Source organism: Spirillospora sp. NPDC048824 (assembly GCF_043198455.1).
Classification (GTDB): Bacteria; Actinomycetota; Actinomycetes; order Streptosporangiales; family Streptosporangiaceae; genus Spirillospora.
This window is the reverse complement of sequence record NZ_JBICUS010000011.1, coordinates 129,941-154,991: the sequence shown is the minus strand read 5'-3', so window position 1 is coordinate 154,991 and position 25,051 is coordinate 129,941. Positions and strand designations below refer to the sequence as shown.

Annotated in this window: 26 protein-coding genes; 7 read left to right on the top strand and 19 right to left on the bottom strand. The window is 73.0% G+C overall.

Annotation, left to right across the window (positions count from 1 at the left end; all coding sequences use genetic code 11):
• Positions 1 to 108 precede the first annotated feature (108 nt).
• The 3 genes from ACGFIS_RS22800 to ACGFIS_RS22790 are packed head-to-tail and all read left to right on the top strand — an operon-like array spanning position 109 to position 2,635.
• Positions 109 to 1,128 (top strand): iron-siderophore ABC transporter substrate-binding protein, encoded by a 1,020-nt coding sequence (locus ACGFIS_RS22800; protein WP_392906842.1) that lies wholly within the window; start codon positions 109 to 111, stop codon positions 1,126 to 1,128.
• Positions 1,128 to 2,438, top strand: a complete 1,311-nt coding sequence (locus ACGFIS_RS22795) for a lysine N(6)-hydroxylase/L-ornithine N(5)-oxygenase family protein (protein WP_392906840.1) — start codon at positions 1,128 to 1,130, stop codon at positions 2,436 to 2,438. Before ACGFIS_RS22800 ends, ACGFIS_RS22795 begins: the two co-directional genes overlap by 1 nt.
• Positions 2,438 to 2,635 carry an MbtH family protein gene (locus tag ACGFIS_RS22790; RefSeq protein ID WP_392906959.1) on the top strand — a complete coding sequence of 66 codons (198 nt, stop codon included), beginning with the start codon at positions 2,438 to 2,440 and terminating at the stop codon, positions 2,633 to 2,635. The genes ACGFIS_RS22795 and ACGFIS_RS22790 overlap by 1 nt, the downstream gene beginning before the upstream one ends.
• Before the next feature lie 42 nt (positions 2,636 to 2,677).
• Here ACGFIS_RS22790 and ACGFIS_RS22785 read toward each other — a convergent pair whose 3' ends face one another.
• Complete coding sequence (locus ACGFIS_RS22785) at positions 2,678 to 3,580, bottom strand: alpha/beta hydrolase family esterase (RefSeq protein ID WP_392906838.1); 903 nt, start codon at positions 3,578 to 3,580, stop codon at positions 2,678 to 2,680.
• Positions 3,581 to 4,105: 525 nt separating this feature from the next.
• On the opposite strand from ACGFIS_RS22785, the gene ACGFIS_RS22780 reads away from it, so the two are divergent.
• Entirely contained in the window at positions 4,106 to 4,558 is a 453-nt protein-coding gene (locus ACGFIS_RS22780) for a MaoC family dehydratase (protein WP_392906837.1), read from the top strand.
• Between the two features lie 29 nt (positions 4,559 to 4,587).
• Positions 4,588 to 6,249: a long-chain fatty acid--CoA ligase gene (locus ACGFIS_RS22775; RefSeq protein WP_392972384.1), complete on the top strand. Its 1,662-nt coding sequence runs from the start codon at positions 4,588 to 4,590 to the stop codon at positions 6,247 to 6,249.
• Between the two features lie 33 nt (positions 6,250 to 6,282).
• Here ACGFIS_RS22775 and ACGFIS_RS22770 read toward each other — a convergent pair whose 3' ends face one another.
• The 8 genes from ACGFIS_RS22770 to pfkB form a co-directional block, all read right to left on the bottom strand.
• A complete protein-coding gene (locus tag ACGFIS_RS22770; RefSeq protein WP_392906834.1) occupies positions 6,283 to 6,888 on the bottom strand; it encodes a TetR/AcrR family transcriptional regulator in 606 nt (201 codons plus the stop codon).
• A 100-nt stretch (positions 6,889 to 6,988) separates the two neighbouring features.
• A complete protein-coding gene (locus tag ACGFIS_RS22765) occupies positions 6,989 to 7,750 on the bottom strand; it encodes a DeoR/GlpR family DNA-binding transcription regulator (protein WP_392906957.1) in 762 nt (253 codons plus the stop codon).
• Positions 7,751 to 7,845: 95 nt separating this feature from the next.
• Positions 7,846 to 8,130 (bottom strand): HPr family phosphocarrier protein, encoded by a 285-nt coding sequence (locus ACGFIS_RS22760; protein WP_392906833.1) that lies wholly within the window; start codon positions 8,128 to 8,130, stop codon positions 7,846 to 7,848.
• A 50-nt stretch (positions 8,131 to 8,180) separates the two neighbouring features.
• Positions 8,181 to 9,221: a zinc-dependent dehydrogenase gene (locus ACGFIS_RS22755; RefSeq protein ID WP_392906831.1), complete on the bottom strand. Its 1,041-nt coding sequence runs from the start codon at positions 9,219 to 9,221 to the stop codon at positions 8,181 to 8,183.
• Positions 9,218 to 9,727, bottom strand: a complete 510-nt coding sequence (locus ACGFIS_RS22750) for a PTS sugar transporter subunit IIA (RefSeq protein WP_392906830.1) — start codon at positions 9,725 to 9,727, stop codon at positions 9,218 to 9,220. Before ACGFIS_RS22750 ends, ACGFIS_RS22755 begins: the two co-directional genes overlap by 4 nt.
• Complete coding sequence (locus tag ACGFIS_RS22745; RefSeq protein ID WP_392906829.1) at positions 9,720 to 10,019, bottom strand: PTS lactose transporter subunit IIB; 300 nt, start codon at positions 10,017 to 10,019, stop codon at positions 9,720 to 9,722. Before ACGFIS_RS22745 ends, ACGFIS_RS22750 begins: the two co-directional genes overlap by 8 nt.
• Positions 10,020 to 10,071: 52 nt before the next feature.
• Positions 10,072 to 11,253, bottom strand: coding sequence for a mannitol-specific PTS transporter subunit IIC (mtlA, locus tag ACGFIS_RS22740; RefSeq protein WP_392906827.1), 1,182 nt, complete (start codon positions 11,251 to 11,253; stop codon positions 10,072 to 10,074).
• Positions 11,254 to 11,357: 104 nt separating this feature from the next.
• Entirely contained in the window at positions 11,358 to 12,284 is a 927-nt protein-coding gene (gene pfkB, locus ACGFIS_RS22735; RefSeq protein WP_392906825.1) for a 1-phosphofructokinase, read from the bottom strand.
• 389 nt (positions 12,285 to 12,673) lie between these two features.
• Between pfkB and ACGFIS_RS22730 the strand changes: the two genes are divergently transcribed.
• Entirely contained in the window at positions 12,674 to 13,576 is a 903-nt protein-coding gene (locus ACGFIS_RS22730; RefSeq protein ID WP_392906824.1) for a DMT family transporter, read from the top strand.
• A 58-nt stretch (positions 13,577 to 13,634) separates the two neighbouring features.
• The gene (gene ligA, locus ACGFIS_RS22725) at positions 13,635 to 15,704 is read left to right on the top strand and encodes an NAD-dependent DNA ligase LigA (protein WP_392906823.1); all 2,070 of its coding nucleotides are present in this window, start codon (positions 13,635 to 13,637) and stop codon (positions 15,702 to 15,704) included.
• An 11-nt stretch (positions 15,705 to 15,715) separates the two neighbouring features.
• Here the strand turns inward: ligA and ACGFIS_RS22720 are convergent, their stop codons facing one another.
• The 10 genes from ACGFIS_RS22720 to ACGFIS_RS22675 form a co-directional block, all read right to left on the bottom strand.
• Positions 15,716 to 16,894, bottom strand: coding sequence for a helix-turn-helix domain-containing protein (locus ACGFIS_RS22720; RefSeq protein ID WP_392972382.1), 1,179 nt, complete (start codon positions 16,892 to 16,894; stop codon positions 15,716 to 15,718).
• Positions 16,895 to 16,999: 105 nt separating this feature from the next.
• On the bottom strand, positions 17,000 to 18,295 hold the full coding sequence (locus tag ACGFIS_RS22715) for an acyltransferase family protein (protein WP_392972380.1): 1,296 nt from the start codon (positions 18,293 to 18,295) through the stop codon (positions 17,000 to 17,002).
• Between the two features lie 228 nt (positions 18,296 to 18,523).
• On the bottom strand, positions 18,524 to 19,318 hold the full coding sequence (locus ACGFIS_RS22710; protein ID WP_392906820.1) for an SAM-dependent methyltransferase: 795 nt from the start codon (positions 19,316 to 19,318) through the stop codon (positions 18,524 to 18,526).
• A 313-nt stretch (positions 19,319 to 19,631) separates the two neighbouring features.
• On the bottom strand, positions 19,632 to 20,279 hold the full coding sequence (locus ACGFIS_RS22705) for a GNAT family N-acetyltransferase (protein ID WP_392906819.1): 648 nt from the start codon (positions 20,277 to 20,279) through the stop codon (positions 19,632 to 19,634).
• Between the two features lie 65 nt (positions 20,280 to 20,344).
• Positions 20,345 to 20,758 (bottom strand): hypothetical protein, encoded by a 414-nt coding sequence (locus ACGFIS_RS22700; RefSeq protein WP_392906818.1) that lies wholly within the window; start codon positions 20,756 to 20,758, stop codon positions 20,345 to 20,347.
• A 168-nt stretch (positions 20,759 to 20,926) separates the two neighbouring features.
• Positions 20,927 to 21,874: an anti-sigma factor RsbA family regulatory protein gene (locus tag ACGFIS_RS22695; RefSeq protein ID WP_392972378.1), complete on the bottom strand. Its 948-nt coding sequence runs from the start codon at positions 21,872 to 21,874 to the stop codon at positions 20,927 to 20,929.
• A gap of 248 nt (positions 21,875 to 22,122) precedes the next feature.
• Positions 22,123 to 23,211 carry a glutamate--cysteine ligase gene (locus ACGFIS_RS22690; RefSeq protein ID WP_392906816.1) on the bottom strand — a complete coding sequence of 363 codons (1,089 nt, stop codon included), beginning with the start codon at positions 23,209 to 23,211 and terminating at the stop codon, positions 22,123 to 22,125.
• A gap of 150 nt (positions 23,212 to 23,361) precedes the next feature.
• Positions 23,362 to 23,535 (bottom strand): hypothetical protein, encoded by a 174-nt coding sequence (locus ACGFIS_RS22685; RefSeq protein ID WP_392906815.1) that lies wholly within the window; start codon positions 23,533 to 23,535, stop codon positions 23,362 to 23,364.
• Between the two features lie 4 nt (positions 23,536 to 23,539).
• Entirely contained in the window at positions 23,540 to 23,749 is a 210-nt protein-coding gene (locus ACGFIS_RS22680) for an HGxxPAAW family protein (protein ID WP_392906814.1), read from the bottom strand.
• Positions 23,750 to 23,860: 111 nt separating this feature from the next.
• Complete coding sequence (locus ACGFIS_RS22675; protein WP_392906813.1) at positions 23,861 to 25,039, bottom strand: acyl-CoA dehydrogenase family protein; 1,179 nt, start codon at positions 25,037 to 25,039, stop codon at positions 23,861 to 23,863.
• Between the last annotated feature and the right edge of the window lie 12 nt (positions 25,040 to 25,051).

The window sequence follows — 25,051 nt, the reverse complement described above, 5'->3', positions numbered from 1 at the left end:
CTCATACCCCTGCACCCATTGCGTAGTTAGGTGAGGCTAACCTAATATTTCGGTCGAAAACCCCTGCAATCCCGCCCCCTGAGAAATGTGGAAGGACACCGGTCCTCTATGCGCACCATGATGCGGCGTGCGGCCGTCACCGCGGCACTCGTCCTGAGCCTGGGCATGGTCGCCGCCTGCGGCGACGACGAGCCGTCGGGCGGTACGTCCGGCGGCGGCGAGTCCGCCGGGGCGTTCCCCGTCACGGTCACCCACAAGCTCGGCACCGCCACGATCGAGTCCCGGCCGGAGCGGATCGTCGCGCTCGGCGAGGTCGACCAGGACGCGCTGCTCGCCCTCGGCGTCACGCCCGTCGGCATGGCCGAGCTGACCGGCGTCCAGGCCGACGGCCTCGCCCCCTGGACCGCCCCCAGGATCACCGGCGAGAAGCCCAAGCTGCTCAAGGCCGGCGAGGCCGGATTCAACCTGGAGGAGATCGCGGCGCTGCGCCCCGACCTCATCCTCGCCGCCGGCGACTTCTTCATCGACAAGGAGTACGAGAAGCTCTCCAAGCTCGCCCCGACCGTCGCGTACCAGACCGGCCCCGCCGAGGACGCCTGGCAGCAGATCACCCGGCAGGTCGCCACCGCCATCGGCCGCCCCGAGGACGGGAAGGCCCTGGTCGGCAAGGTGGATGCCCAGATCGCCCAGGTGAAGGAGAAGCACCCCGCGCTGAAGGGCAGGACGTTCGCGTTCACCAGCGTCTTCCCGAACGGGAACATCGGCGTGATGAAGTCCGGGGAGGACACCAGCGTCAAGCTGCTCAGCGAGTTCGGCATGGTGCTGCCCGAGTCGCTGAAGAACCTTCCGGGTGAGGGCTTCGCCGCCGAGCTCAGCATGGAGAAGATCTCGGTGCTGGACGTGGACGTGCTGATGAGCCACTACAACGACGACCCCGCCACGCAGAAGAAGGTCGAGGGCAACAAGCTGTTCTCCGGCCTCGCCGTCGTCGAGCGCGGCTCGTACGTGCCGCTCGACCTGGAGGCGTTCTGGCCGCTGCGCACCCCCACCCCGCTGGCGGTCCCCTACGTCATCGAGCAGGTCGTCCCGAAGATCGCCGAGGCCGCGGCCAAGGCCGAGTCCGCCTGATGCCGGAGGTGCGCGTGCAGACCCCCGTCCATGACGTGGTGGGCATCGGGTTCGGCCCGTCCAATCTCGCCCTCGCCGTCGCCCTCGACGAGGAGCGCGGCGCGGAGCACGGGCGGGGCGTGGACGCGGTGTTCTTCGAGAAGCAGCCGGAGTTCGGCTGGCACCGGGGCATGCTGATCGACGGCGCCACCATGCAGGTCCACTTCCTCAAGGACCTGGTGACGCTGCGCAACCCCGCCAGCCCGTACTCGTTCCTGTCCTACCTGCACGCGAGGGGCCGGCTGGTCGACTTCGTCAACCACAAGACGATGTTCCCCACCCGGGTCGAGTTCCACGACTACCTCGAATGGACCGCGGCCGCGTTCGCCGACCGCGTCCGCTACCGGTCGGAGGTGGTCGCGCTGCGGCCGCGCGACGACGAGACCCTCGAAGTCGTCGTGCGCCGCGACGACGAACTGGAGACCCACCTCGCCCGCAACGTGGTCGTCGGCGCCGGGCTCGAACCCGTCCTGCCCGGGGGCGTCCGGCCGGGCGAGCGGATCTGGCACACCGAGGACCTGCTCACCCGGCTGGACGAGCGGCCCGGCTGGACCCCGAAGCGGCTCGTGGTGGTGGGGGCCGGGCAGAGCGCCGCCGAGGCCGTCGAGTACCTGCACCGCACCTTCACCGAGACCGAGATCTGCGCGGTCTTCGCCCGGTACGGGTACTCGCCCGCCGACGACAGCGCGTTCGCCAACCGCATCTTCGACCCGCAGGCCGTCGACCACTACTACGCGGCCTCCGGCGACGTGAAGCGGATGCTGTTCGAGTACTCGCGCAACACCAACTACTCGGTGGTGGACCTCGACCTCATCGACGAGCTGTACCGGCGCGCCTACGCCGAGAAGGTCGCGGGCGCCGAACGGCTCCGCATCCTCAACGTCTCCCGTGTACTGGACGTCCAGGACGACGCGGGAGGGCTGCGGGTGCGGGTCGGGTTCCTGCCCACCGCCGAGGCGGCGGACCTGGACGCCGACGCGCTCGTCTACGCCACCGGCTACCGCGAACGCGACCCGTTCGCCCTGCTCGGCGAGGCGGGCGCGCACTGCCTCACCGGGCCGGACGGGCACCCGGTGATGGAGCGCGACTACCGCATCGCCACCGAGCCCGGCCGGGAGTGGTCGGTCTACCTGCAGGGCGCCACCGAGCACAGCCACGGCATCGCGTCGTCGCTGCTGTCCATGACCGCCGTGCGCACCGGCGAGATCGTCCGCTCCATCGCCCGCCGGTCCGCCCGCGTCGCGCCCGGCGTCCTTCAGAAGGGGGCATGATGACCAACCCGTTCGACGACGCCGGCGGGACGTTCCTGGTCCTCGTCAACGACGAGGGCCAGCACTCCCTGTGGCCGGCGTTCGCCGACGTCCCGCCGGGCTGGACGACGGCGTTCGGCCCCGCGCCGCGGCCCGGCTGCCTCGACCACATCACCGCGAACTGGACGGACCTGCGCCCCCGGAGCCTCACCTCCTGACGCGCGCGGCGGGCGGCGTGCCCCCGCGCCGCCCGCCGCCCGTCAGGTCTCCTTCGGCAGCGAGGGGCGGGCGGTGAAGAACTCCGCTATCAGCTCGCTGGCGTAGGGGGGCCATTCGTGGCCGCCCTGCTGTTCGGTGCAGAGCGCGACGAGGAGGGGCCCCGGGCCGGTGCCGACGCAGCCGTCCGGTCCGCCGGGCACCGGCCACGACAGCGCGGGCAGCTTGTTCAGCCACCTCCAGTACTCCATGGTGATCTGGACGGAGAAGAACGGGAAGTCGACGTCCGCGTCCATGTTCCCGCCGCCGTGGTAGGGGACGGACGGATCCCACGTGCCGTGGAACGCCAGGACGGACGTGGGATGGTCGGGCGTGCAGCCGATGGCGAGGGCGCCCGACACCACGGCGATCCCGGCGACCTTCGCCGAGCGCTCGCACGCGTACCGGTAGGCCATGCCGCCGCCGTTGGAGAAGCCGGTCACGAAGACCCGGCGCGGATCGGCGACGCCCTGCAGCACCAGCGTGTCGATGAGCTCGTCGAGGAACGCGACGTCGTCGACGCCCGTCCAGCGGGCGAACCAGCAGCACGCTCCGGCGTTCCACGTGCCGAGGAGGCCCTCGGGGTAGGCGACGGCGTAGCCGGCCTCGTCGGCGACCTCGTCGAGCCCGCTCTGCTCGCGGACGTACTCGGGATCGTTCAGGCCGCCGTGCAGCGCGACGATGAGCGGCAGCGGCCGGCCGGGCTCGCCTTCGTCCGCCGCACGTTCCGGGGGGACGTGCAGGAGGTAGGGGCGATTCCAGTCGCCCATGGCGATGGTGTGCTCGGAGGTTCCTGGGGCGGGGGTGTTCTCGGGGGCGGGGTCGGACGCCCCGGCGGGCAGGGGGTGGGCGATGAGCGTCGCGATGAGGGTCACGACGACCATCGCCGCCCGCGCGGCGATCTTCATAGCGCAGATCCAACGCCCGGGACCGCATCCTGGCAATATCCCCGGGCGCTAAAAGATCGCCGCGTTTTGGTGGCCGGGCGCACACTCGGTGACCGTTCCGCGAATCTTGTCCAGGCATGCCCGCTCTGTGTTCGTCTCCCCCTGCTCGGGGGTGTGGCCGAGACGCTGGACCCGGAAACCGGCGTCGGCGCATATGCCCTGGTGGACCATGTGTACTCGTCGGTAACTGTGGGGTGTGTGACGCATTACGGCGCGTAGGCGCTGTGCATGGTGAGAGCCGGATCGCGATGGCGCCGGCGGGCCGTGAGCAGGAGGGGGGCCCGCGCGTCAGCCGAAGCGCCGGCCACCTGCCGGCGGGCTGGACGGTCCCGCGGTGCCGGGGCGGACGCCGCGGGGCCGTCCCGCCCGCCGGCCGGAACGACTCCCGGACCCGAGCCGGTCCGTCGCGGGGATTGCATACCAACCGGTCGGTATGTTGTCATCGTCCCGTTCACGGAACAGTCGTTGCACGGAGGTCACGACCGCATGCGCACGTTCAGCGGAGTCGACGAGTACGAAAAGGCCGTCGGAAGCCACCTCGGCCACAGCGAGTGGCACACGATCACACAGGAGCAGGTCGACCTGTTCGCCGACGCGACCGGCGACCACCAGTGGATCCACGTCGACCCGGAGCGGGCGGCGCGCGGCCCGTTCGGCGGGACGATCGCGCACGGCTACCTCACCCTGTCGCTGCTGCCCATGCTCGCCGCGGAGATCTACCGCGTCGAGGGCCTGAAGATGGGCGTGAACTACGGCGCCGACAAGGTCCGCTTCCCGGCGCCGGTGCCGGTGGGCTCGCGGATCCGCGCCGGAGCCGAACTGCTGTCGCTGCAACGCGGTCCCTCGGGCGCGCGGGCCGCGGTGCGCGTGACGATCGAACGCGAGGGCGGCGACAAGCCGGTCTGCGTGGCCGAGACCCTTTCCGTCCTGGTCGACTGACCGGCGGGCCGGAGAATCGGAGAATTGCCATGATCCCCAGCACGATGCAGGACTTTCCGCTGTCGGTCGCCGCGATCCTGCGGCACGGCGCGCGCGTGTACGGGCGCAGCGAATGCGTCACCTGGACGGGCGGCGGGGCACCGAGGCGCGCCACGTTCGCGCAGGTCGCCGAGAACGCCGAGCGCCTCGCGTCCGCCCTGGCCAGGCTCGGCGTCCGCCGCGGCGACCGGGTGGCGACCTTCTGCTGGAACAACCAGGAGCACCTGGAGGCGTACTTCGCGGTGCCGGCCATGGGCGCGGTGCTGCACACGCTGAACATCCGGCTGTTCCCCGAGCAGCTCTCGCACATCATCAACCACGCCGACGACCAGGTCGTCATCGTCGACGACTCCCTCGTTCCGCTGCTGGCCAGGGTCGTGCACGAACTGCCCGCCGTCGAGGCGTTCGTGGTCGTCGGCGACGGCGACGCCGCACCGCTGCGCGACAACGGCAACGGCGCGCCCGTCCTGCGCTACGGCGAACTGCTCGACGCGGAGGAGCCCGGCTACGACTGGCCCGACGTCGACGAGCGCGCCGCCGCGTCGATGTGCTACACCAGCGGCACCACGGGCGACCCCAAAGGCGTCGTGTACTCGCACCGCTCGACGTTCCTGCACGCCATGGCCGTGCAGTCGGCATCGCTGATCGGCATCACCGAGGCGGACCGGGTGCTGACCATCGTCCCCATGTTCCACGTGAACGCGTGGGGCCTGCCGTACGGGGCGTTCCTGTCCGGCGCGACCCTGCACATGCCCGGCCCGTTCATGCAGCCCGAGCACCTCACGGCGTTCATCGCCGAGGAGCGCAGCACGCTGTCGTCCGCCGTCCCCACCATCTGGAACGCGATCCTCGCCTACGGGGAGCGGCACGAGCTCGACCTCTCCTCCCTGCGCGCCGGCACCTCGGGCGGAGCCGCCGCTCCGCGCGTCCTTCTGGAGCGGTTCGAGGAGCGCTACGGGCTGCGCATCGTCCAGGGCTGGGGGATGACGGAGACCAGCCCGCTCGGCGGCATGGCGTTCCCGCCGCCGGGCGTCGAACCCGGCACCGCCGAGGACCTGGACTGGCGGCTGAAGTCCGGCCGCGTCGCCGCCGGCGTCGAGATGCGCATCGTCGACGAGTCGGGCGCGGAACTCCCGTGGGACGGCCGGGCCGTCGGCGAGATCGAGGTCCGCGGCCCGTGGATCACCGGCGCCTACCACCGCGACCCCGCGCCGGAGAAGTTCGACGGCGGCTGGCTGCGCACCGGCGACATCGGCACCGTCGACGACCGCGGCTTCTTCCAGATCACCGACCGGGCGAAGGACGTCATCAAGTCGGGCGGCGAATGGATCTCCTCCGTCGAGCTGGAGAACCACCTCATGGCGCACCCCGCGGTGGCGGAGGCCGCCGTCATCGGCGTCCCCGACGCCCGGTGGGACGAGCGTCCGCTGGCCTGCGTCGTCCTCCGCCCCGACGCGACCGCCACCGCGGCCGGCCTCGCGTCCTTCCTCGCCGGCAAGGTGGCGCGCTGGCAGGTCCCCGAGTACTGGACGTTCCTGGACGAGATCCCGAAGACCACCGTCGGCAAGTTCGACAAGAAGCCCCTCCGCGCCCGCCACCGGGACGCCGCCCTCGAGATCGAGCACGTGGAGAAGGCGGCGTCGGCCGGCTAGTCCCTCAGGCCGTTCGCGAACTCTTCAGGCCGTTCAAGGGTTCTTCAGGCCGTTCAAGAAGAGGTCGACGTAGTGCTCGCTGATGGCGGCCGGTTCGAGGCGGCCGCCGGGGCGGTACCAGGCGCCGATCTGGTGGACGGTGCCGAAGAAGAAGTGGACGGCGATGTCGGCAGAGGCGCGGTCGCGGAAGGTGCCTTCGCGCCTGCCCTCCTCGACCAGGCCGCGGAAGCGCTCGTGGTAGCGGCGGCGTTCGGCGCGGACGGCCTCGCGGCGGTCGCGGGGGAGCAGGTGGGTGGAGCGGAAGAAGACGGTGAAGTCGTCCAGGTAGCGGAACGAGGTGTCGAGGACGTCGACGGCGGCGGCGCGGAGCCGTTCCTCGGCGGTGCCGGGGCCGTCCGCGATCTGCTCCAGGCGCGACATCTGCAGGCCGATGAGCCGGTGGTAGATCTCGTAGAGAAGGTCGTCCTTGGAGCCGAAGTAGTGGTACATCGCGCCCTTGGTGACTCCGGCGGCGTTGACGATCTCCTGGACCGAGGTGTTCTCGAAGCCCTTGTCGGCGAACAGGCGCGTCGCGACGGCCAGCAGCCGGTCGGGGAGGGGGAGGGCGCCGGGGGCCCGGCCCGCGGGCGCCTGCGTCATCACTCCACCTCCGTCCGGGATCGGCCGGGGTGTCCCGCCGCCCCGGCGCGGCGCGGTCAGCCTACCGGGCCGGACGGCGGGCCGCCGACGCGCGGCGGCGTCAGGCGCGGACGATCTCGGGGCCCTCGGCGGCGAGGTCGGCGGCGAGGTCGGTGTCCAGGCCGGTGTCGGTGATCAGCACGTCGATGTCGGACAGGTCACCGAACCGCACCAGATGGTCGTGCCCGATCTTGGTGCGGTCGGTGAGCAGCACCCGCCGCCGCGACGAGGCGATCATCGCCCGCTTCACCGCGGCCTCGGCCTGGTCGGACGTGGTCAGCCCGCGCTCGACGGAGCAGCCGTTGGTCGCCATGAACGCCACGTCCACCCACAGGTCGGCCAGCGGGCGCAGCACCCACTCGTCCACCGTGGCCAGCGTCCGGCCCCGGACCCGCCCGCCCAGGATGATCACGGTCAGGTTGGGGCGGGTGGCCAGCACCGAGGCGTGCGGCGGCGAGTTCACGATCACGGTCAGCTCGCGGTCGGTGGGCAGGAGCTGGACGAACCGGGCGGTGGTCGTCCCGGCGTCCACGATGATCGAGCCGTCGGCGGGCAGCTCCTCCAGCGCCGCCTTGGCGATGCGCTGCTTCTCCTCGGTCATCACCGCGTCCCGCGCCGCCAGCTCGGGCTCGAAACCGAGCCGCTCGACCGGCATGGCGCCGCCGTGGACGCGGCGGATCGTCCCGGCGCGTTCGAGGACGGTCAGGTCGCGGCGGATGGTCTCGGTGGTGACCGAGAACTCCTCGGCCAGCGCGACCACGTCCACGCGGCCCTTCGAGCGCGCCAGCGCGAGGATCGCCTGCTGTCGTTCTTCGGCGTACATGACCCTCGCCTCACCCGTCCCGAGTCCGTTCCCGTTCACCCGCCATTGTGGTGCGTCCGGGCCGCGTTGCGCTCCCTCACGCCGGGCCGTGCGGCTCAGGCATGGCCGGGTTCCTCCGCGTCCAGGTCGGCGGCGAGCAGTTCGGCCAGCTCGTCCAGCGCCGTGTCGGCCCCGTCGCCGTCGGCGGACAGGATCACCTCCGTTCCCCGGGCCGCGCCGAGCGACAGCACGCCGAGGATGCTGCTCGCCGGGACCGCCGCGCGGTCACCGACCCGGATGGTCACCGGGACGGGCTGCTGCGCGGCCGTGTGCACGAAGATCTTCGCGGGGCGCGCGTGCAGCCCCTGCGCCGAGCCGATGACGACGGTGCGTTCGGGCACGGCTGCCTCCTTCTGGTCAGGGTTCGCCTCGGGTCCGGCTCGCCTCGGGGTCAGGGTTCGATCGTCACTTTGATCGCGGCGCCCCGGGTCACGAGGTCGAGGGCCTCGTGCAGGTCGTCCAGGGGAAGGCGGTGGGTGATGAGGTCCTCGACGGGCACCCGGCCGGAGCCGATCAGCTCCAGCGCGCGGGCGTTGTGGGCGGGGCTCGACCCGTTGGCGCCGACCAGGGACAGCTCCCGGTAGTGGACGCGGTTGGCGTCGACGGAGATGACCGGATCGTCCTTGGGCAGCCCGCCGAACAGGCTGACCCGGCCGCCGGGCGCGACGAGCCGCTGCGCCTGCTCCTGCGCGGCGCCCGACGCGGCGGCCGTGATCGCGACGTCGGCGCCGCGGCCGCCGGTGCGTTCGAGGATCTCCTCGACGACGTCGGTGGCGCCCGCGTCGATCGAGGCGTCCGGCTTCACGATCGCCGCCGCCTGGCCGAGCCGCTCGGCGTTGACCTCCACGAGGAACACTCGGGCGGCGCCGCGCGCGCGGGCGACCCGCACGTGCAGGCAGCCGACCGGCCCGGAGCCGAACACCACGACGTCGTCGCCCTCGCCGACGCCCGCCAGCTCCTGGCCGTTCAGGACGCAGGCGAGCGGCTCGGCCACCGACGCCTCGGCGAACGAGACGCCGTCCGGGATCCGGTTCACCCCCCGCACCGCCAGGACCTTCGCCGGGACGATCATGTATTCGGCGAACGCGCCGTCGTAGTGGTATCCCATCGACTCCTGCGCGGTGCAGACCGTCATCCGGCCGCGGCGGCACTCCGGGCACGTCCCGTCCGGGATCGCGGCGATGACCTGGACGCGGTCGCCCGCCGTCCAGTCCCCGGCGCCGGGGCCGGCCTCGGTGACCTCGCCGGCGATCTCGTGTCCCATCACCCTCGGCGGGACGATGTGGTGGTGCCCGAACCGGGAGATCTTGACGTCGGTGCCGCACGTCGAGCAGTTGCGGACGCGGATCTTCAGCTCGCCGGGGCCGGGCGTGGGCTCCGGCGCGTCCTCCAGGCGGATGTCGCCGGGTGCGTAGAAACGGGCGACCTTCATACGGCGTGTCCCTGTCCTGTCTGTAGCGGATCCGTCTGCAGCGGGTCCGTCGGTTGCTGTTCTTCTGCCCGCGGGTCGAGCAGGGCGAGGATTTTGTCCGGCTCGGCGGCCTCGCGCAGCTCGCGTGCCTTGTCCGGGTCCATGAGCACCTCGGCCAGCTCGGCGAGGATCTCCATGTGCCCGTCGCCGCGCGCCGCGATGGCGATGCAGACGGTGACGGGGTCGCCGTTCCAGTCCGCGCCCTCGGGGAATCTCACGAAGGCGAGCGCGTCCCGGTGGATGAGGTCACGGCCTCCGGACGTGCCGTGCGGGATGGCCACCCCTTCGCCGAGGTAGGTGGAGATCGACCGCTCCCGCTCCAGCATCGCGTCGATGTAGCCGGGTTCGACGGCACCGATGTCCACCAGCACCTGCCCGCAGGTCCGGACGGCGTCGTCGCGGCCGCCGGCGCGGGCGTCCAGCCGGATCGCCCCGGGGGCGAGCAGACCGGTGGCCCGGTCAGGCACCGACCTCACCCCCGTCCTTGATCGCCTTGACCAGGCGGTCGACGGCGGGGTCGCCGATGTAGACCTCGAACGCGATGACGGGAGCGTCGCCGGCGCCGCGGCGGGCGCGGTCGGCCAGCCCGGTGTGGGTGACGACCACGTCGGCGTCGGCCGGGATGTCGTCGACGGGCGTGTGCACGACCGTCACGTCGGTCTTCTTCAGCGACTTGCGCAGCCGGCCGGCGAGCATGACGCTGCTGCCCATGCCGGCGTCGCAGGCGATGACGAGCTTGCGGATGTCCTTGCCGTTCATCGTGGGTGTGCCTTTCGGACTGGGTGGTTCGGCCGTGTGATCTCGTGCGCGGTCAGCGGGCGCTGGTCTCCTTGGCGGTGCCGTCGGCGGCGCCCTCGCCCTCCGCGCCGGCCCCCTCCGCACCGGCCTCATCCGCGCCGACCTCATCCCCTGCGTCGTCGCCGCCCTCGGCGGCCGGCTCGGCGAGCCTGCCGAAGCCGAGCAGTGCGGCGCCGACCCCGAAGGAGACGGCCGCGGACGCGAGCATGCCGGTGTAGACGCCGATCCAGTTGCCGGCGCCGCGCGGCGTCTGCGCGAGGTAGGCGAAGATGCTCCCCGGCGACGGGGTCGCGACCAGGCCGGTGCCCGAGGCCATGAAGATCGCGACGCCGGTCATGCCGCCCGCGATCGCGGCGAGGATCATCCGCGGCTTCATCAGGATGTAGGGGAAGTAGATCTCGTGGATGCCGCCGAAGAAGTGGATGATCGCGGCGGCCGGAACGGTCGGGCGCAGCCGCTTCGGCCCGAAGAACCAGTAGGCGAGCAGGACGCCGAGGCCCGGCCCGGGGTTGGACTCCAGCATGAACAGTACGGACTTGCCGGTCTCGGCGGCCTGCTGCACGCCGAGCGGGCCGAGCACCCCGTGGTTGATGGCGTTGTTGAGGAAGAGCACCTTCGCGGGCTCGATGAGCAGGGACGTGAGCGGCAGCACGTCGTGGTCGACCAGCCATCCGACGCCGTCTCCGGCCCACTCGGTGAAGGTGTTCATGACCGGGCCGATTCCCCGGTTGCCCGCGACCGCCATGGCGCCGCCGATGATCCCGGCGGAGAAGTTGTCGACGAGCATCTCGAACCCGGGCCGGACGCGGTCCTGGACGAGGTCGTCGAACAGCTTCAGCAGGTACGCGGTGAGCGGCCCGATGATCATCGCGCCGAGGAACATCGGCACGTCGGAGCCGACGACGATGCCGACGGTGGCGACCGCGCCGACGACCGCGCCGCGCTGGCCGTGCACCATCCGGCCGCCGGTGTAGCCGATCAGCATCGGCAGCAGGAACTTGATCATCGGGTCGACCAGCTCGGCCAGGTCCTCGTTGGGCAGCCAGCCGGTGGGGATGAACAGGGCGGTGATCAGGCCCCAGGCGATGAACGCGCCGATGTTCGGCATGACCATCCCGGCCAGCTTGCCGCCGAACCGCTGGACCTGCGCTCGGAGCCCGCTTCCCGCGGGTTCTGGGGTGTAGTCGGTGGCCATCTCGGGCCTCCTGTCGATCGGGGGTGGGTGCTAACAGGGGGTGTTGGTGACCGTGGCTTGAGTGGACGGGGCTTGAGTGGGGTGCGGGGCTCGGGTGGACGGGGTCAGGTGACGAGGGGCCGGGTGAGGTCCGGCCGGGGATGGATGCGGACGATGTCGCGCCGGACGTCGGCGGTGCCCGGCATCCGGCTGGCGGGCAGCCGGACGGCCGCGGCGCCCCAGGCGAGCGCCTCGGTGAGGGCGCCGGGGCCGCGGGCGCCCGCGGCGAGGAACCCGGCGAGCAGGGCGTCGCCGGCGCCGACCGTGCTGCGCGCCCGGGCGACCGGCGCCTCGCCGGTGAGGACGCCGTCGTCGTCGACGAGCACCGCGCCCTCGGCGCCGAGGCTGACCAGGACGGCGCGGGCTCCGCGCGCCCGCAGCTCCCCGGCGGCCTCGACGACGTCGGCGACCGTGTCGACCGGGCCGCCGACGGCCTCGGCGAGTTCCTCGCGGTTCGGCTTGATCAGGTCGGGCCCGGCGGGGACGGCGGCGCGCAGGGCGGCGCCGCTGGAGTCGACCGCGACCCGGATGCCGTCCGGCCCGAACCTGCGGCACAGCTCGGCGTAGGTGCCGTCCGGGACGCCGGGCGGCAGGCTCCCGCAGCCGACCACCCAGCTCGCGGTGCCCGCCTCGGCCGCCACGACGGCGCCGATCTCGTCCAGCTCGCCCGGCGCCAGCGGGCCGCCGGGCTCGTTCAGCTTGGTGGTGACGCCGCCCGGCTCGACGATGGTCACGTTGGACCGGGTGCGGCCCGCGACGCGGACGGCGCGGACCCGCATGCCCTCGCCCTTCAGCAGCCGCCGCAGCTGGTCGCCGTCGGCGCCGCCGACCGCGACCACGGCGGTGGACGCGACGCCGTTGGCGAGCAGGGCCCGCGAGACGTTGACGCCCTTGCCCCCGGGGTCCAGCCGCGCCGACCGCGCCCGGATGACCGCGCCGCGGGTCAGCACGTCCACCTCGATCGTCCGGTCGAGGCTCGGATTGAGCGTCACCGTGACGATCATGCGGGTGCCGTTCCCCGATGCATGTGGTTTCCCTCCCGTTTATCTTTGTTTCCCTCGTATTTATGCCCGTTTGGCGCGCGAGGTCAAGGGTTTCGAGCGAGTTTTCGCAGGAAAAACCGTGTGAACCCCCGGAGCTCAGCGCGGCGCATGTGGAAATGCAGGTTCGGAGGGCATCCGCGGGCGTCGCGATCGTGCCGCGAAGCCGGTCCCCGCCTTGGGGCGAACCGGCCGAATCGTGGGAAGGATGATCGGGAAGGCGGCGCGTTGCACGAGGACGCGGGAGGCGTGGTGATCCGGTCCGAAGCGGTCGCGGCCGGTGGCGCGGAAGGCCGGCGGGGAACGGATCGCGCCGGCGGCGCGCGGGCCGGAACGCCCTGATGGCGTGGTCGGTCGCGTTCAGCCTGCTCGCCGCTTTCCTGTTCGCGGCGGCCGCCGCCCTGCAGTACCGCGCCGCCAGGCGCGCCGCGCACGGCGGCATGGACGCCACGGCCGCGCACGGCCTGATCCGCAAACTGCTCCGCGACCCGGTGTGGCTCACCGGGTGGGGCGTGAACATGGCCGGGTTCTTCACCCAGGCCGCCGCCCTGCACTTCGGGTCGACCGCCGTCGTCCAGCCGCTGCTGGTCACCCAGCTCGTCTTCACCATCCTGCTCGGCGCCGCCGGCACGGGGCGCCGCCCGGCCCGGATGGACGTGCTCGGCGGCATGGCCGTCTCGGCGGGCCTCGCCGTCCTGTTCACGGTTCCGGGCGCGATCCCGCCCGCGGGCGAGCCGTCCCGGTCGCGGCTGCTGATCGCCGGGCTGATCGCCGCGCCGCTCATCGCCGTGCTGTCCCGGGCGGCGTGGCTGCGGAGGGGACCGGTGCGGGCGGCGCTGCTCGGCGTCTGCGCCGGTCTGTGCTTCGCGGCGACCGCGGTCCTGATCAAGCTCACCACGGCGAGCCTCGTCGACCACGGCGTCGCGGCCACCGCCGCGGACTGGCCGGGCTACGCCCTGGCGGGCAGCACGCTCCTCGGGCTCGTGATCGAGCAGCGGGCGTTCGCCGCCGGATCGCTGCCCGCCGCGATGACCGCGATGACGATGACCAACCCCATCGCCTCCTACCTGGTGGCCGTCCTCGCCTTCCGGACGCTGCCGCCCCGGACGGCGGCGGCGTTGACCGCCGTCTCGGTCAGCGCGGTCCTCCTCACCGCCGGGGTGGCCCTGCTGTCGCGCTCCGCGGCCGCCGCCCGGGGCGACGGGCCGTCCGATCCGCTCCCGCCGGAACGGACCCCCACATGATCACCCGGGCTGCCTCACACGGCCCGGAAATGTCGGTGGCACCAGGCAGGATGGCCTCATGACCGAGACACCGGCCCGTACCGAGATCGGCGACCAGGCCGCCTACGCCGCCGCCGTCCAGACCGCCGTCACCGCCTCCGCCGCCTACTACGGCGAGGGCGACTCGCCGCTCGACGACGACGCCTTCGACCGGCTGGTGCGGGGCATCGCCGCCTACGAGGCCGAGAACCCGGAGCACGTGCTGCCCGGCTCCCCGACGGGCAAGGTCGCCGGGGGAGCGGTCATCGGGGACGTCCCGCACACCGTCCCGATGCTCAGCCTCGACAACGTGTTCTCCGCCGAGGGCCTGGAGGCGTGGGCCGCGGGCCTGGTCCGCAGGCTCGGCCGCGAGGTCGCCGCCTGGAGCGTGGAGCCGAAGCTGGACGGCCTGGCGATCTCGGCGCGCTACCGGGACGGGCGCCTCGTCCAGCTGGTGACGCGCGGCGACGGCGCCGCCGGCGAGGACGTCTCCCGCGGCATCGGCCTGATCAGCGGCCTGCCGGGGCGGCTCGCCGAGCCGCTCACCGTCGAGCTGCGCGGCGAGGTCCTGATGACCCGCGCCCAGTTCGAGGCCGCCAACACGGCCCGCACGGCCGCCGGGGGAGCGGCCTTCGCCAACCCGCGCAGCGCCGCCGCCGGGTCGCTGCGCACCAAGGACCGCGCCTACCGGGTGGAGATGACGTTCTTCGCCTACGGCGCCCTCCCTCTCGAAGGCACCGACGACGCGACGGCCGCGCGGCTGCGCGAGCTGCCGCACAGCGGGATCATGGAGCTCGTCGCCGGACTCGGCGCGCACACCACCGCGGCGACGCCGGTGCCCGCGGTCACCGCGACCTCGGTCGAGCACCTCCACAAGCGGGTCGGGGAGATCGCGGCGCTGCGCGCCGAGCTGGACTTCGGCATCGACGGCATCGTGATCAAAGCGGACGCCGCGGCCGACCAGGCCGACGCCGGGATCTCCTCCCGCGCGCCCCGCTGGGCCATCGCCTACAAGCTGCCCGCGGTCGAGAAGATCACCCGGCTGCTGGACGTCGAGTGGAACGTCGGCCGCACCGGGGTCATCGCGCCGCGCGCCGTGCTGGAGCCCGTCGAGGTGGACGGTTCGGTCGTCACCTACGCGACCCTGCACAACGCGGCCGACATCGAACGGCGCGGTCTGAGGATCGGCGACCACGTCACCGTCTACAAGGCCGGTGACGTGATCCCCCGCGTGGAGGCCCCCGTCGTGCACCTGCGCACCGGCGAGGAGCGGCCGATCGGCGTGCCGTCCGCGTGCCCGCGCTGCGGCGACGGCATCGACGCGTCCCAGCAGCGCTGGCGGTGCGTGCGCGGCCGGTCCTGCCATGCCGTGGCGTCCGTCCGGTACGCCGTCGGCCGCGACCAGCTCGACATCGAGGGCCTCGGCGAGAACCGCATCGACCAGCTCGTCGACGCCGGGCTGATCACCGACTTCGCCGACCTGTTCGTCCTCACCCACGAGCAGGTCATCGCCCTGGACCGGATGGGCGAGACCAGCACCGCCGCGCTCCTCGCCGCGATCGGGGCCGCGAAGGCCAAGCCGCTGAACAAGGTGTTCTGCGCGCTCGGCGTGCGCGGCACCGGCCGGTCCATGTCCCGCCGCATCGCCCGCCACTTCGGCGCGATGGACGCGATCCGCGCCGCCGACGCCGAGGCGTTCCAGGAGGTCGAGGGAGTCGGCCCGGAACGCGCCACGGTGCTGGTCGCCGAGATCGCCGAGCTGGCCCCGCTGATCGACAAGCTCGTCGCCGCGGGCGTGACCATGACCGAGCCGGGCGCCGCCGCGCCGGACGAGGCCGGCGAGGAGGCGGGCGCGCCCGGCCTGCCGCTGAGCGGCCTGTCCGTCGTCGCGACCGGAGCGATGTCCGGGCCGCTCGGCGGGCTGTCCCGCAACGAGGTGAACGAACTGATCGAACGCGCCGGCGGCAGGGCGTCCTCGTCGGTCTCGGCCCGCACGTCCCTCCTCGTCGCCGGGGGCAAGGCCGGCTCCAAGAAGGACAAGGCGGAGAAGCTCGGCGTCGAGATCGTCACTCCCGAGGAGTTCGCCGCCCGCGTCGCCGCGTTCCTGTAGGGCCGGCCCGGCTACGCCCGCTGCTCTGCGTGGGCGGACCGCACCAGCCAGCTCAGCATCAGCATCATGTCGAGCCGGCCGTCCAGTTCGGTGAACCGCCCGTCGGTCAGCTCGGCGATGCGGCGCAGCCGGTACCGGACGGTCTGCTCGTGGATGTGGAGCCGTTCCGCCGCGATCACCGCGTTGTCGCCGCACTGCAGATAGGTCAGCAGGGTCTCGGCGAGCGGCCGGCGGCGCGCCGGGGCGAGATCGAGCAGCGGCCCGAGGACGGTGGCGGCGGTCGCGTCGACCAGCTCGTCCGCCGCCAGCGTCGCCAGCGAAGCGATGTGGTCCACGCACCGGACCGGGGCGCCGCCGGGCAGCAGCCCCCGGTCCACCAGGGTCAGAGCGTGCCGGGCCCAGCGCAGCGAGACACCGCCCCGCCCGAGCGGGACGGTCGGCCCGATCGCGGCCGTCCCGAGCCTGCGCAGCGCCGGCCACAGCCTGTCCTGGCCGGGGCCCTCCGGGTCGGGCACGACGAGGAAGGGGATCGGCGCCTCCCAGTCGGCCAGCACCCCGGGCGGCAGGATCCGCGCCCCGGCGGGCGCCCCCGCGGGCAGCGCGACCAGGCCGATGCTCTTCGGCAGGTCCCAGCGGGCCGCCACCGCCAGGTCGGAGATCGCCTCCTGCGCGGGCGGCGGCTCGGCGATCAGCAGGTCCCGCAGCCTGTCCCGGCGGCGCTCCCGCTCGGTCGCGAGCTGCCCCTGCTCCCGTGCGTACCCCTGCGCGGCCGCGTCGGCGACCCGCGCCAGCAGCATGAACAGCGAGTCGGTCAGCCGGCCCAGCGTCTCGCGCGACCAGCCGAGCCGGTAGGCGTCCTTGATGAAGCGGCGGCACGCGACCTGGCTGCTCACCCGCATCGCGTTCTGCAGCGCGTCCAGGCTCCGGCCCTGCCTGGCCTCCTGCTCGCCGAGCTGCATGTAGAGCTCGGTGAGCAGGTGCGCGTCGGCGTTCGGATGATCGACGGAGTCGACGAAGAACGCGACGGTGTCACTGACCGTCCGCTCCACCCGCTTGGCGTACTCGCCGCCGTCGTCGCCCGCGTACTCGGGCACCTGGTCGCGGATCTCCCGCTCCATCTCTGCCACGGCGGACTGGAGGTGCTGGCGCAGCAGGTCGGGCAGCTCGGCGGGCATGGGCCCTTGTGTCATCCGCTATCCGTTCCGCCGGGAGGCTGGCTGGGGGTGAATCGGCCTCACCTTAGGCAGGAAGGGGAAACGCTGTCATCACCCCCCCCGGCCGTCGCGTCCGGGGGATCAGGTCCGGGCGGGCCGGGGGGCCGTGCCGCGCGGTGACGCCCGCCGGTCGGTCAGGCGGCGTCCGAGGCGCTGGGCCGGGCGCTCGACGAAGCGGTGCGCCAGCGCGGCGGAGCCGAGCACGGCCGCGACCAGCACCACCCCCCAGCCCAGCCGCACGACGGCGGGAAGCTCGCTCGGGTCGCGTCCGGCGGCGTACCAGACCCCCTGGATGACCAGCGGATGCAGCAGGTAGACGGAGTAGCTGACCAGCCCGGACCACACCAGGACCCGGGGCATCCGGTGGCGGCGCAGCGCGAGGCCGCCCAGGAACGTCAGCCAGGCGGCGCCGACGGCGATGGACCAGTCCGGGCCGAGCGGGTTCGGGTTGGCGTTCAGGGCCCACTCGGTCGGGGCGCGCATGCCCGCCGCCAGCGTGAAGACCGCGACGACCGTGATCATCCCCGCCGCCGGCCGGGTGCGCAGCCGCCCGTCCTGGACGCCCCGGACGGCCGTTCCGGCGAACATCGTGGCGATGATGCACAGGCTCTCGATCGCGCCGATGCGGCTGTTGAGGAGCAGCAGGGTGAGCGCCAGCGTCGCCACGACCGTGACCCCCGCCCGGCGCATCCCGCGCCGTCGGCCGATCATCGCCGCGAGCCCGCCGGCCAGCAGCAGCACGGTGACGAGGACGGTTCCGTCCGGCCAGCGGGAGGCCAGCAGCCCTGACGGCAGCGCCACGCCCAGCATCGCCGCGCCCACGCCGAACCCCAGCGCCACCCGGGCGCTGGAGCGGTGGACGCCGGCGACGAACATCGCCGTCACCAGGAGGTAGAAGACCATCTCGTAGGAGAGCGTCCAGAAGACGTTGAGGGCGTTCGGCACGCCCATGAGGTCCTGAAGCATGGTCAGGTGCGCGATGGCGGCCGCCCAGGGGCGGTCGCCGAGGGCTGCGGGCAGCCCGTAGGACACGCCGCCCGCGCCGACCGCCAGCGTGAGCGCGGCGGCCACGGACCAGGCCGGATACAGCCGGAAGAACCGCCCTGCCCAGAACTGCCGGACGCTTCCGCGCCGCTCCAGGGAGAACGGCACGACATAGCCGCTGACGAGGAAGAACACGAACACCCCGTAGCGGCCGAAGTCGAACCACGGGCTGGCCGTCCGGCGCACCTCGGGCAGCAGCACGTCCAGGGAATGCTCGAACACCACCACAAGGGCGGCGAGACCGCGCAGGGCGTCGAGCCAGCCCATCCGTGGCGCCTTCTCCTCGCGGGAGCCGATCCGGGTTCGCGGTGGAGTCAGGGTGTTCGCCGCCATCCGGGCCACCATAGGTGCCGGGAGTCGACGTTCTCCAACGGGCGGACGTGATTCGCGTGACGCGGTGCTCCGGCGGCTGACTCAGCGTGACGGCCGCGGAGGCCCCCGCGACCGACGGGGGCGGTGCTGCGGCGAGGTGGACGCCGGGCACGCGTACCGGGCCGTAGCGCGACTCATTGTGACCAACCCCACACCCATCGGACGTCGCGGGCGGGCCCGCCGGGAGGGTCAGCGGACGGCCACGGCGCCGTACATGATCGGCTCGCGGCCCGGCCGGGGCATCCCGCACGGATGCCCGCTGGGGATCGGCGTCAGGCCGGGGAACAGCGGGCGGAACGGTCCGAGGAGCCGCGCGATCTCACCGGCGCCGCGCGGGATCATCGGGACGCCGCTCGCCTCCCGGTAGCGCCGCGCGGCCTCGGCGAGCGCCGCCGGGGCGAAGTCGGCCGTGGCGTGCGAGACGACCACGGCGCTGCCCGGCGGGGCCGTTCCCGCGAGGCCGGCGACGAGGTCCGCGGCGCCCGGCAGGAAGTGCAGGACGGAGGAGAACACCAGCGCGACCGGCTCGGCCGGGTCGATGAGGCGGCGGACCTCCGGGCTGTCCACGATCGAGGCCGGGTCGCGGATGTCGGCGTTCAGCGCCGCGATGTTGCCGCCGTCGATCAGCAGCGCGCGGGCGTGCGCGAGGACGAGCGGGTCGTCGTCGACGTAGACGACGCGGGTGCCGGCGATGTGCCGGGCGGCCATCTGGTGCAGGTTGTCGGCCTTGGGCAGCCCGCATCCGAGATCGAGGAACTGCCGTACGCCGCGGGCGGCGAGCAGCCGGACGGCGCGGGCGAGGAAGGCGCGGGCGGCGCGGGCCGCGTCCGCCGACTGCGGCAGGACCTCCAGGATCCGGTGGGCGAGGTCGCGGTCCGGGGCGTAGTTGTCCTTGCCGCCGAGGAGGTAGTCCTGGACCCTGGCCGGTCCGGGCCGGTGCAGGACAAGCCGCGCCTCCGGTGCGCGCGTCGCGGCCGTCGTCATGTCGCTTCACCTGTCGCCTTCACCAGAGGGAGCGGTGTGGTGACTTACCTCCGACGGTAGGCGGACGGGGGCGGTCAGCGGAAAGGGCATTCCGTGGTCCGTCCGAAAGGCGCCTCGCCGCGTGGCCGCATCGGGCCAATCGTGTTTCGCGGTGTCCCGCCGGTTCCGGAGCCGCCGGTGGCGGGCAGCAGGAACGCGACGCGGGCGCGGACGGCCGCCGTCCGCGCACCGGCCGCCCGGCGCCCCGGCATCGATGGCCGGATCCGGCCATGACACGGACTTAACCGCATGGCCGTAACCCCTGTCGGGACCCTCAGGGGCGTTGCCCGGGCGCCCGCCACATGAGCCAGACCGGCGGGCAGCCCTTGCCCGGCAGGGCGAGTTCGCGCGTCACGGTGAACCCGAACCGCTCGTAATAAGGGACGTTCCGCTCCTTGGACGACTCCAGGTAGGCGGGGACCCCCTCGGCGTCGCAGCGGTCGAGGCGGGACCGCAGCAGCGCGCCGCCCAGCCCGCCGCCCTGCGCCGGAGGATCGGTGCCGAGCACCGCCAGGTACCAGTGCGGCTCGCGCGGGTGCTGCTCCTCGATCGCGCCGAGCGTGCGCAGGGTGGCGGGCACCCGAGTGCCGAGAACCCGCAGCAGCGGTACCGCCTGGGCCGCCTGCGTGCGGACGGGCACATGCCACCGTCCGGGCGGGTCCCACAGGGCCGCCGCTTCGGCCGTTCCGTCCCGTCCCGTGGCCTCCGTGGTGCCGTGCGGAAGGTGCACCCGGCGCAGCATGATCGCGAACAGCCCGGTCAGCCGCCGCACGCGGGACGCGTCGTCGGGCAGCAGCCACCGCCAGACCGGGTCGTCGTCGAAGGCGCGGCCGAGAACGGCGGCGACCGCCGCGGTGTCGGAGGCCGTCACCGGACGCACGCTCAACGGCCCGGGCGGGGACGGCTGGGGCTGGGACGTCATGGTGCGGCCTCCTCGGGGACGCGCCGATCCTCACCGGGCGGGCCGCGCCGCGTCAAGCGGCCGTCTCAGCGGCGGCGGGCGCAGCGTTCCGCCCGGGCGCGGCCGATCTCCTCCAGGACGAGGCCGGTGCCGATCCCGAAGAGCCAGGAGTCCTTGGCGAGGCCGATGCCCTGCTGGGTGGGACGCAGGTCGCCGGGCTCCCGCATGCCGGGCACCCGCAGGTACAGCCCGGTCAGCCCGCTCGAGAACGCGGCGAGGGCGGCGCCCGCGACCACCGAGGGGACCAGCGGCACAAGGAGCGCGGTGCCGAGGGCGACCTCGGCCGTGCCGAGCATGCGGGTGAACTCCTGCGGGTTGCGCGACTCCAGGAACGGATAGGCGGTCTTGGCCATGGCATGGGTCTGCTCGGCCGCCTCGTCGCCGCCCTTGAGCTTCGACATGCCGGAGTTCACGATGAACGCTCCGACGATCATCCGCATGGGCATCTGGTGAGCGCGGGCAAGAAAACGCATCGTTCCCCACAAGGATCGTGCTGACATCGGCCGCACGGGTCATTCCCGTCGTGCGTCCGGTACACCTGGTGCAAGGTCAAGTCTCGGCATCGCCGGATTGCGGCGGCGCCGGCCCTCACTTGCGCATGCCGGCCCTCACTTGCGCATGTAGACGCGGATCGCGGTGCCGTCCGGGCCCGTGTGGACGCGGACGAGGTCGGCCAGATGGTTGACCATGAGGATGCCGCGGCCGCCGTTGGGGCTCATGTCGGCGGGGTGGCGGCCGGCGAGCGGGTCGGTGATCGTCCCGGCGTCGCGGACCTCGCAGAGGACATGGCCGTCCTCCGCCCACAGCCGCGCGACGCCCGAACCGCCGCCGTGCAGGCAGGAGTTGGCGGCCAGTTCGCTGACGGCGAGTTCCAGGTCGCCCACCGCGTCGGGACCGAGACCGAAGCGTGCCGCCCACCGGCACGCGAACTCGCGGACGAGGGGCAGCGCGTCGAGGTCGAAGCTCATCGAGACCGCGCCGCGCGGCTCCGGCAGCGGCCGGTTGTAGGCGCGGATGACGCGGTGGGGCGCGTAGTCGCCGCTCCTGCGCTCGCCCCGCCGGTCGATCACCACCGGGTGGGTGGCGCGGGCGTCGGCGATCGCGACGGGGTCCAGGCCGGACACGTCGTAGGGGCACAGGATCGACACCTCGCGCCCCTCGAACGCCAGGTTGATCAGCGCCTCGTGCTGCGCGCAGGCGGGGTACTCGGCGGCCGACCGGCCGGGCCAGACCGGCTCGCCGATGATCCGCACGCGCCCGGCGGTGTGCAGGTCGGCGAAGCCGCGCAGCACACCCGGGATGATGCGGCCCGGGTTGCGTCCCGCCTCGGACATGTCGAGCCACGTCACCTCGGCCGCGGCCGGGCCCAGCGCCGCGCGCAGCAGGATCAGCCGCGCGTGCGGCACCGCGACGGCGACGGGTTCGCCGGACTCGTGTCCCGCGCGGATGAACGGGACGGTGCCGGCGAGGTACTCCCCGTCGTCACGGTAGAAGAGGGCCGGGTGGACGAACGGGCCGCGCGACACCGTGCCCGGCCCCCCGGGCATGAGGCTCATCGCGCGGTCACTCCGTTCGGGACGATGGTCGCGTGCACGTGCATCGGTTCGAGCGTACGTGGCGGGGGACGGCCGCGCGAAACGGACCCGTGCACATGTCCCCCGAGGTCAGGCGGTCACGGCGGCCGTAGAACGGCCAAGTTCACGAGTACCCGCTGAGGACCACCGAAAAACGGGCGAAGACCGTAAAGTTACACGCCGAGATCATCGAATCGCTTCCGCGGACCGTCGAATCGCTTCCGTCGCGATCACCGATCCCGCAGGATCGCGGCGTCGACCACATCGGTCAGACGGCCGCGCCTGCGGTACGCGTCCCGCTGCCGCTCGGCGCCGGTCCCGCCCGTCAGGAGGCGGCGGACGCCGCGGACGACGGCGCCGAGGTCCCCGCTGTCGCGCAGCGCGGGCAGCACATGCGCCAGCAGGTCCGCCGCCAGCTCCCGGAAACCGGCGGGACGGCCCGTGCACACGTCCACTCCCGTCCCGGCCAGGCCGTCCCGCGCGGCCAGCCAGTACGCCGCGCGCAGCATCTCCTGCGACGGGTCGGGCGCCCGCTCACCCGCGTCGACCGCCGCGGCCGAGACCTGCACGAGCGCCCGGATCAGTGCGGCGAACACGGCGGCGTCCTCGGCGGTCGGGGCGACGTCCGCGAGCCGGATCTCCACGGTGGGCAGCCGCGCCGACGGCCTGACGTCCCAGAAGATCGTGCCGGTGTCCATCAGGGCGCCGCAGCCCAGCAGCGTCCCGACGAGGTCGTCGTAGTGCGCCGACGACTCGAAGAACGGCGGCGGGCCCGCCACCGGCCATCGCGCCCAGGCCATCACGCGCCAGCAGGCGTGGCCGGTGTCGCGGCCCGCCCAGTACGGCGAGTTCGCCGCCAGGGCCACCAGCGTCGGCAGCCAGGGACGCAGATGGTTGCCGACCTGGATCGCGCGCTCGCGGTCGGGCATCTCGACGTGGACGTGACACGAGCAGATGCTCTGCTCGTCGTCCAGGCCCCGGTACACCGCGAGGCTCTCGGCGTAGCGGGCGCCCGCGCTGATGGGGGCGGGGATCACCTCGCCCAGCACGGGCGTGCCGGTCGCGGCGAGCCGGACGCCCTCGGCGGCGGCGGCGGCCGCCATCGCCGACCGCATCGAGCGGATCTGCTCGCCGAGCTTGTCGAGGTCGTCGCACGGCGGCGTCTTGGCCTCGGCGAGGAAGTCGACCAGCTCGGTGGAGGTGCGCTCGCCCAGGGCCGCGGTGGCCCGCCGCACGACGGCCGCGGCGCGGGGGACGACCTCCCGTGAGACGGGATCGACGACGAAGTACTCTTCCTCGATTCCGAATCGCAGGGCCATCCCACCACCTCTGGCTCGGGGGCGACGCAGGCGGCCACATCACTTCGACCGTACGTTGCCGCCGCCCCGTTCGCACCCGCCGGACGGGCCTGGAGCGGTCCCGGGAATCTTCTTGACGCGCTTTTGACCCGCCTTAACCAGAGACGGGGCCTATTCGAAGAAGTACAGCGACAGCGCGATGAGGTGGGTGACCACGACCACGCCGATGCTGAAGAAGAACAGCATCTTGGCGGGGGCGTGCGGGAACACGGTGCCCGGCTCGAGCGGCCCGCGTTCGCGCTGCCGGGCGGCGATCCGCTCCTCGATGGGAGGGCGGCCGAACATCCTGCTACCGCCTGGGCTCGTCGACGACGACGTCGGTCATGATGTCGACGGCCAGCGCGAAGATGCCGCCGATCGCGACCAGGGCCGCCCCGACCCCGAACACGATCCAGTCGGGGCCCATGACGATGCCCACGCCGCCGACGACGAAACCGGTGAAGATGATGGCCACGGCGACCCAGGACTTGGGGCGCCCGGCGTGGCTGCCTGTCGACATGCGTTCGTCTTCCTCACAGGTTCCGTTGGGGGCTGACGACGCCGAACTCTAGCAACGCCCATCGCCGGGTGCCCTTCCGGGGTATGCCGTAGACCCTTACCGGAGGGGCGGTCAGACGAACGCGCCGAGCCCCGTCGCCGCGCGCCCGACGATCAGCGTGTTGATCTCCCGGGTGCCCTCGTAGGAGTACAGCGCCTCCGCGTCGGCGACGAACCGGCCGATGCCGTAGTCGAGCACGATCCCGTTGCCGGCCATCAGCTCGCGCGCCCAGCCGACGACCTCCCGCATCCGGGTGGTGCAGTGGGCCTTGGCGAGCGCCGAGTGCTCGTCGCGGTAGAGGCCCTCGTCCTGGAGCTGGGCGAGCCGCACCACCATGCCGAGCGAGGCGGTGGTGTTCCCCAGCATCTTGACCAGCAGGTCCTGGACGAGCTGGAACTTGGCGATCGGACGGCCGAACTGCTCGCGCTCCAGCGCGTAGACGCGGGCGATCTCGTAGGCGGCGAGCATGACGCCGACGGCCTGCCAGGCGACACCGCTGCGCGTCCGGCGCAGGATCGCCGCCGTGTCCTTGAAGCCGTTCGCGCCCGCGAGCCGGTCGGCCTCCGGGACGCGGCAGTCCGCCAGCACGATGTCGGCGTTCTCCACGGTCCGCAGCGCGATCTTGTTCTCGATCCGGGTGGCGGTGAAGCCGGGTGTGTCCTTGCCGACGACGAACCCCTTGACCTGGTCGTCCGCCTCGTCCCTGGCCCAGACGACGGTGTGGTCGGCGAACGTCGCGTTGCCGATCCACCGCTTCGCGCCGTTCAGCACCCAGGTGTCGCCGTCGCGGCGCGCGGTGGTGCGCAGCCCGAGCGCCACGTCCGATCCGCCCTCCGGTTCGGTGAGCGCGAACGCGCCGATCTTCTCCATCCGCCCCATCGCGGGCAGCCACCGCTCGCGCTGCTCGGGCGAGCCGCACCGGCCGATGCTGCCCATGGCGAGGCCGGAGTGGACGCCGAAGAACGTGGCCATGGACGGGTCGACGCGGGCCATGTCCATCGCAAGGAACCCGGTGAGCAGGCTGCTCGGCTTCTCGCCGGGGCACTCGTCGTGGGGGAGCCCGGCGATGCCGAGCTCCCCGTACTGGGGGATCAGGTCGAACGGGAACCTCGCCCGCGCCCAGCAGTCGTTCGCGATCGGCGCGACCTTCGACTCCAGGAAGGCGCGCACCCGCCCGACGATCTCCTTCTCGCGCTCGTCGAGGAGTTCCTGCATGTGGTAGAGGTCACCGGGGAGGGAATCCAAGGTCATGGGCTGCCCCTT

What these genes read in the sequence shown, in the direction of transcription:
- ACGFIS_RS22800 (WP_392906842.1), top strand. Translation starts at nt 109, where the DNA reads ATGCGCACCATGATGCGGCGTGCGGCCGTCACCGCGGCACTCGTCCTG.
- ACGFIS_RS22795 (WP_392906840.1), top strand. Translation starts at nt 1,128, where the DNA reads ATGCCGGAGGTGCGCGTGCAGACCCCCGTCCATGACGTGGTGGGCATC.
- ACGFIS_RS22790 (WP_392906959.1), top strand. Translation starts at nt 2,438, where the DNA reads ATGACCAACCCGTTCGACGACGCCGGCGGGACGTTCCTGGTCCTCGTC.
- ACGFIS_RS22785 (WP_392906838.1), bottom strand. Translation starts at nt 3,580, where the DNA reads ATGAAGATCGCCGCGCGGGCGGCGATGGTCGTCGTGACCCTCATCGCG.
- ACGFIS_RS22780 (WP_392906837.1), top strand. Translation starts at nt 4,106, where the DNA reads ATGCGCACGTTCAGCGGAGTCGACGAGTACGAAAAGGCCGTCGGAAGC.
- ACGFIS_RS22775 (WP_392972384.1), top strand. Translation starts at nt 4,588, where the DNA reads ATGATCCCCAGCACGATGCAGGACTTTCCGCTGTCGGTCGCCGCGATC.
- ACGFIS_RS22770 (WP_392906834.1), bottom strand. Translation starts at nt 6,888, where the DNA reads ATGACGCAGGCGCCCGCGGGCCGGGCCCCCGGCGCCCTCCCCCTCCCC.
- ACGFIS_RS22765 (WP_392906957.1), bottom strand. Translation starts at nt 7,750, where the DNA reads ATGTACGCCGAAGAACGACAGCAGGCGATCCTCGCGCTGGCGCGCTCG.
- ACGFIS_RS22755 (WP_392906831.1), bottom strand. Translation starts at nt 9,221, where the DNA reads ATGAAGGTCGCCCGTTTCTACGCACCCGGCGACATCCGCCTGGAGGAC.
- ACGFIS_RS22745 (WP_392906829.1), bottom strand. Translation starts at nt 10,019, where the DNA reads ATGAACGGCAAGGACATCCGCAAGCTCGTCATCGCCTGCGACGCCGGC.
- mtlA (WP_392906827.1), bottom strand. Translation starts at nt 11,253, where the DNA reads ATGGCCACCGACTACACCCCAGAACCCGCGGGAAGCGGGCTCCGAGCG.
- ACGFIS_RS22730 (WP_392906824.1), top strand. Translation starts at nt 12,674, where the DNA reads ATGGCGTGGTCGGTCGCGTTCAGCCTGCTCGCCGCTTTCCTGTTCGCG.
- ligA (WP_392906823.1), top strand. Translation starts at nt 13,635, where the DNA reads ATGACCGAGACACCGGCCCGTACCGAGATCGGCGACCAGGCCGCCTAC.
- ACGFIS_RS22720 (WP_392972382.1), bottom strand. Translation starts at nt 16,894, where the DNA reads ATGACACAAGGGCCCATGCCCGCCGAGCTGCCCGACCTGCTGCGCCAG.
- ACGFIS_RS22715 (WP_392972380.1), bottom strand. Translation starts at nt 18,295, where the DNA reads ATGGCGGCGAACACCCTGACTCCACCGCGAACCCGGATCGGCTCCCGC.
- ACGFIS_RS22710 (WP_392906820.1), bottom strand. Translation starts at nt 19,318, where the DNA reads ATGACGACGGCCGCGACGCGCGCACCGGAGGCGCGGCTTGTCCTGCAC.
- ACGFIS_RS22705 (WP_392906819.1), bottom strand. Translation starts at nt 20,279, where the DNA reads ATGACGTCCCAGCCCCAGCCGTCCCCGCCCGGGCCGTTGAGCGTGCGT.
- ACGFIS_RS22700 (WP_392906818.1), bottom strand. Translation starts at nt 20,758, where the DNA reads ATGCGGATGATCGTCGGAGCGTTCATCGTGAACTCCGGCATGTCGAAG.
- ACGFIS_RS22695 (WP_392972378.1), bottom strand. Translation starts at nt 21,874, where the DNA reads ATGAGCCTCATGCCCGGGGGGCCGGGCACGGTGTCGCGCGGCCCGTTC.
- ACGFIS_RS22690 (WP_392906816.1), bottom strand. Translation starts at nt 23,211, where the DNA reads ATGGCCCTGCGATTCGGAATCGAGGAAGAGTACTTCGTCGTCGATCCC.
- ACGFIS_RS22685 (WP_392906815.1), bottom strand. Translation starts at nt 23,535, where the DNA reads ATGTTCGGCCGCCCTCCCATCGAGGAGCGGATCGCCGCCCGGCAGCGC.
- ACGFIS_RS22680 (WP_392906814.1), bottom strand. Translation starts at nt 23,749, where the DNA reads ATGTCGACAGGCAGCCACGCCGGGCGCCCCAAGTCCTGGGTCGCCGTG.
- ACGFIS_RS22675 (WP_392906813.1), bottom strand. Translation starts at nt 25,039, where the DNA reads ATGACCTTGGATTCCCTCCCCGGTGACCTCTACCACATGCAGGAACTC.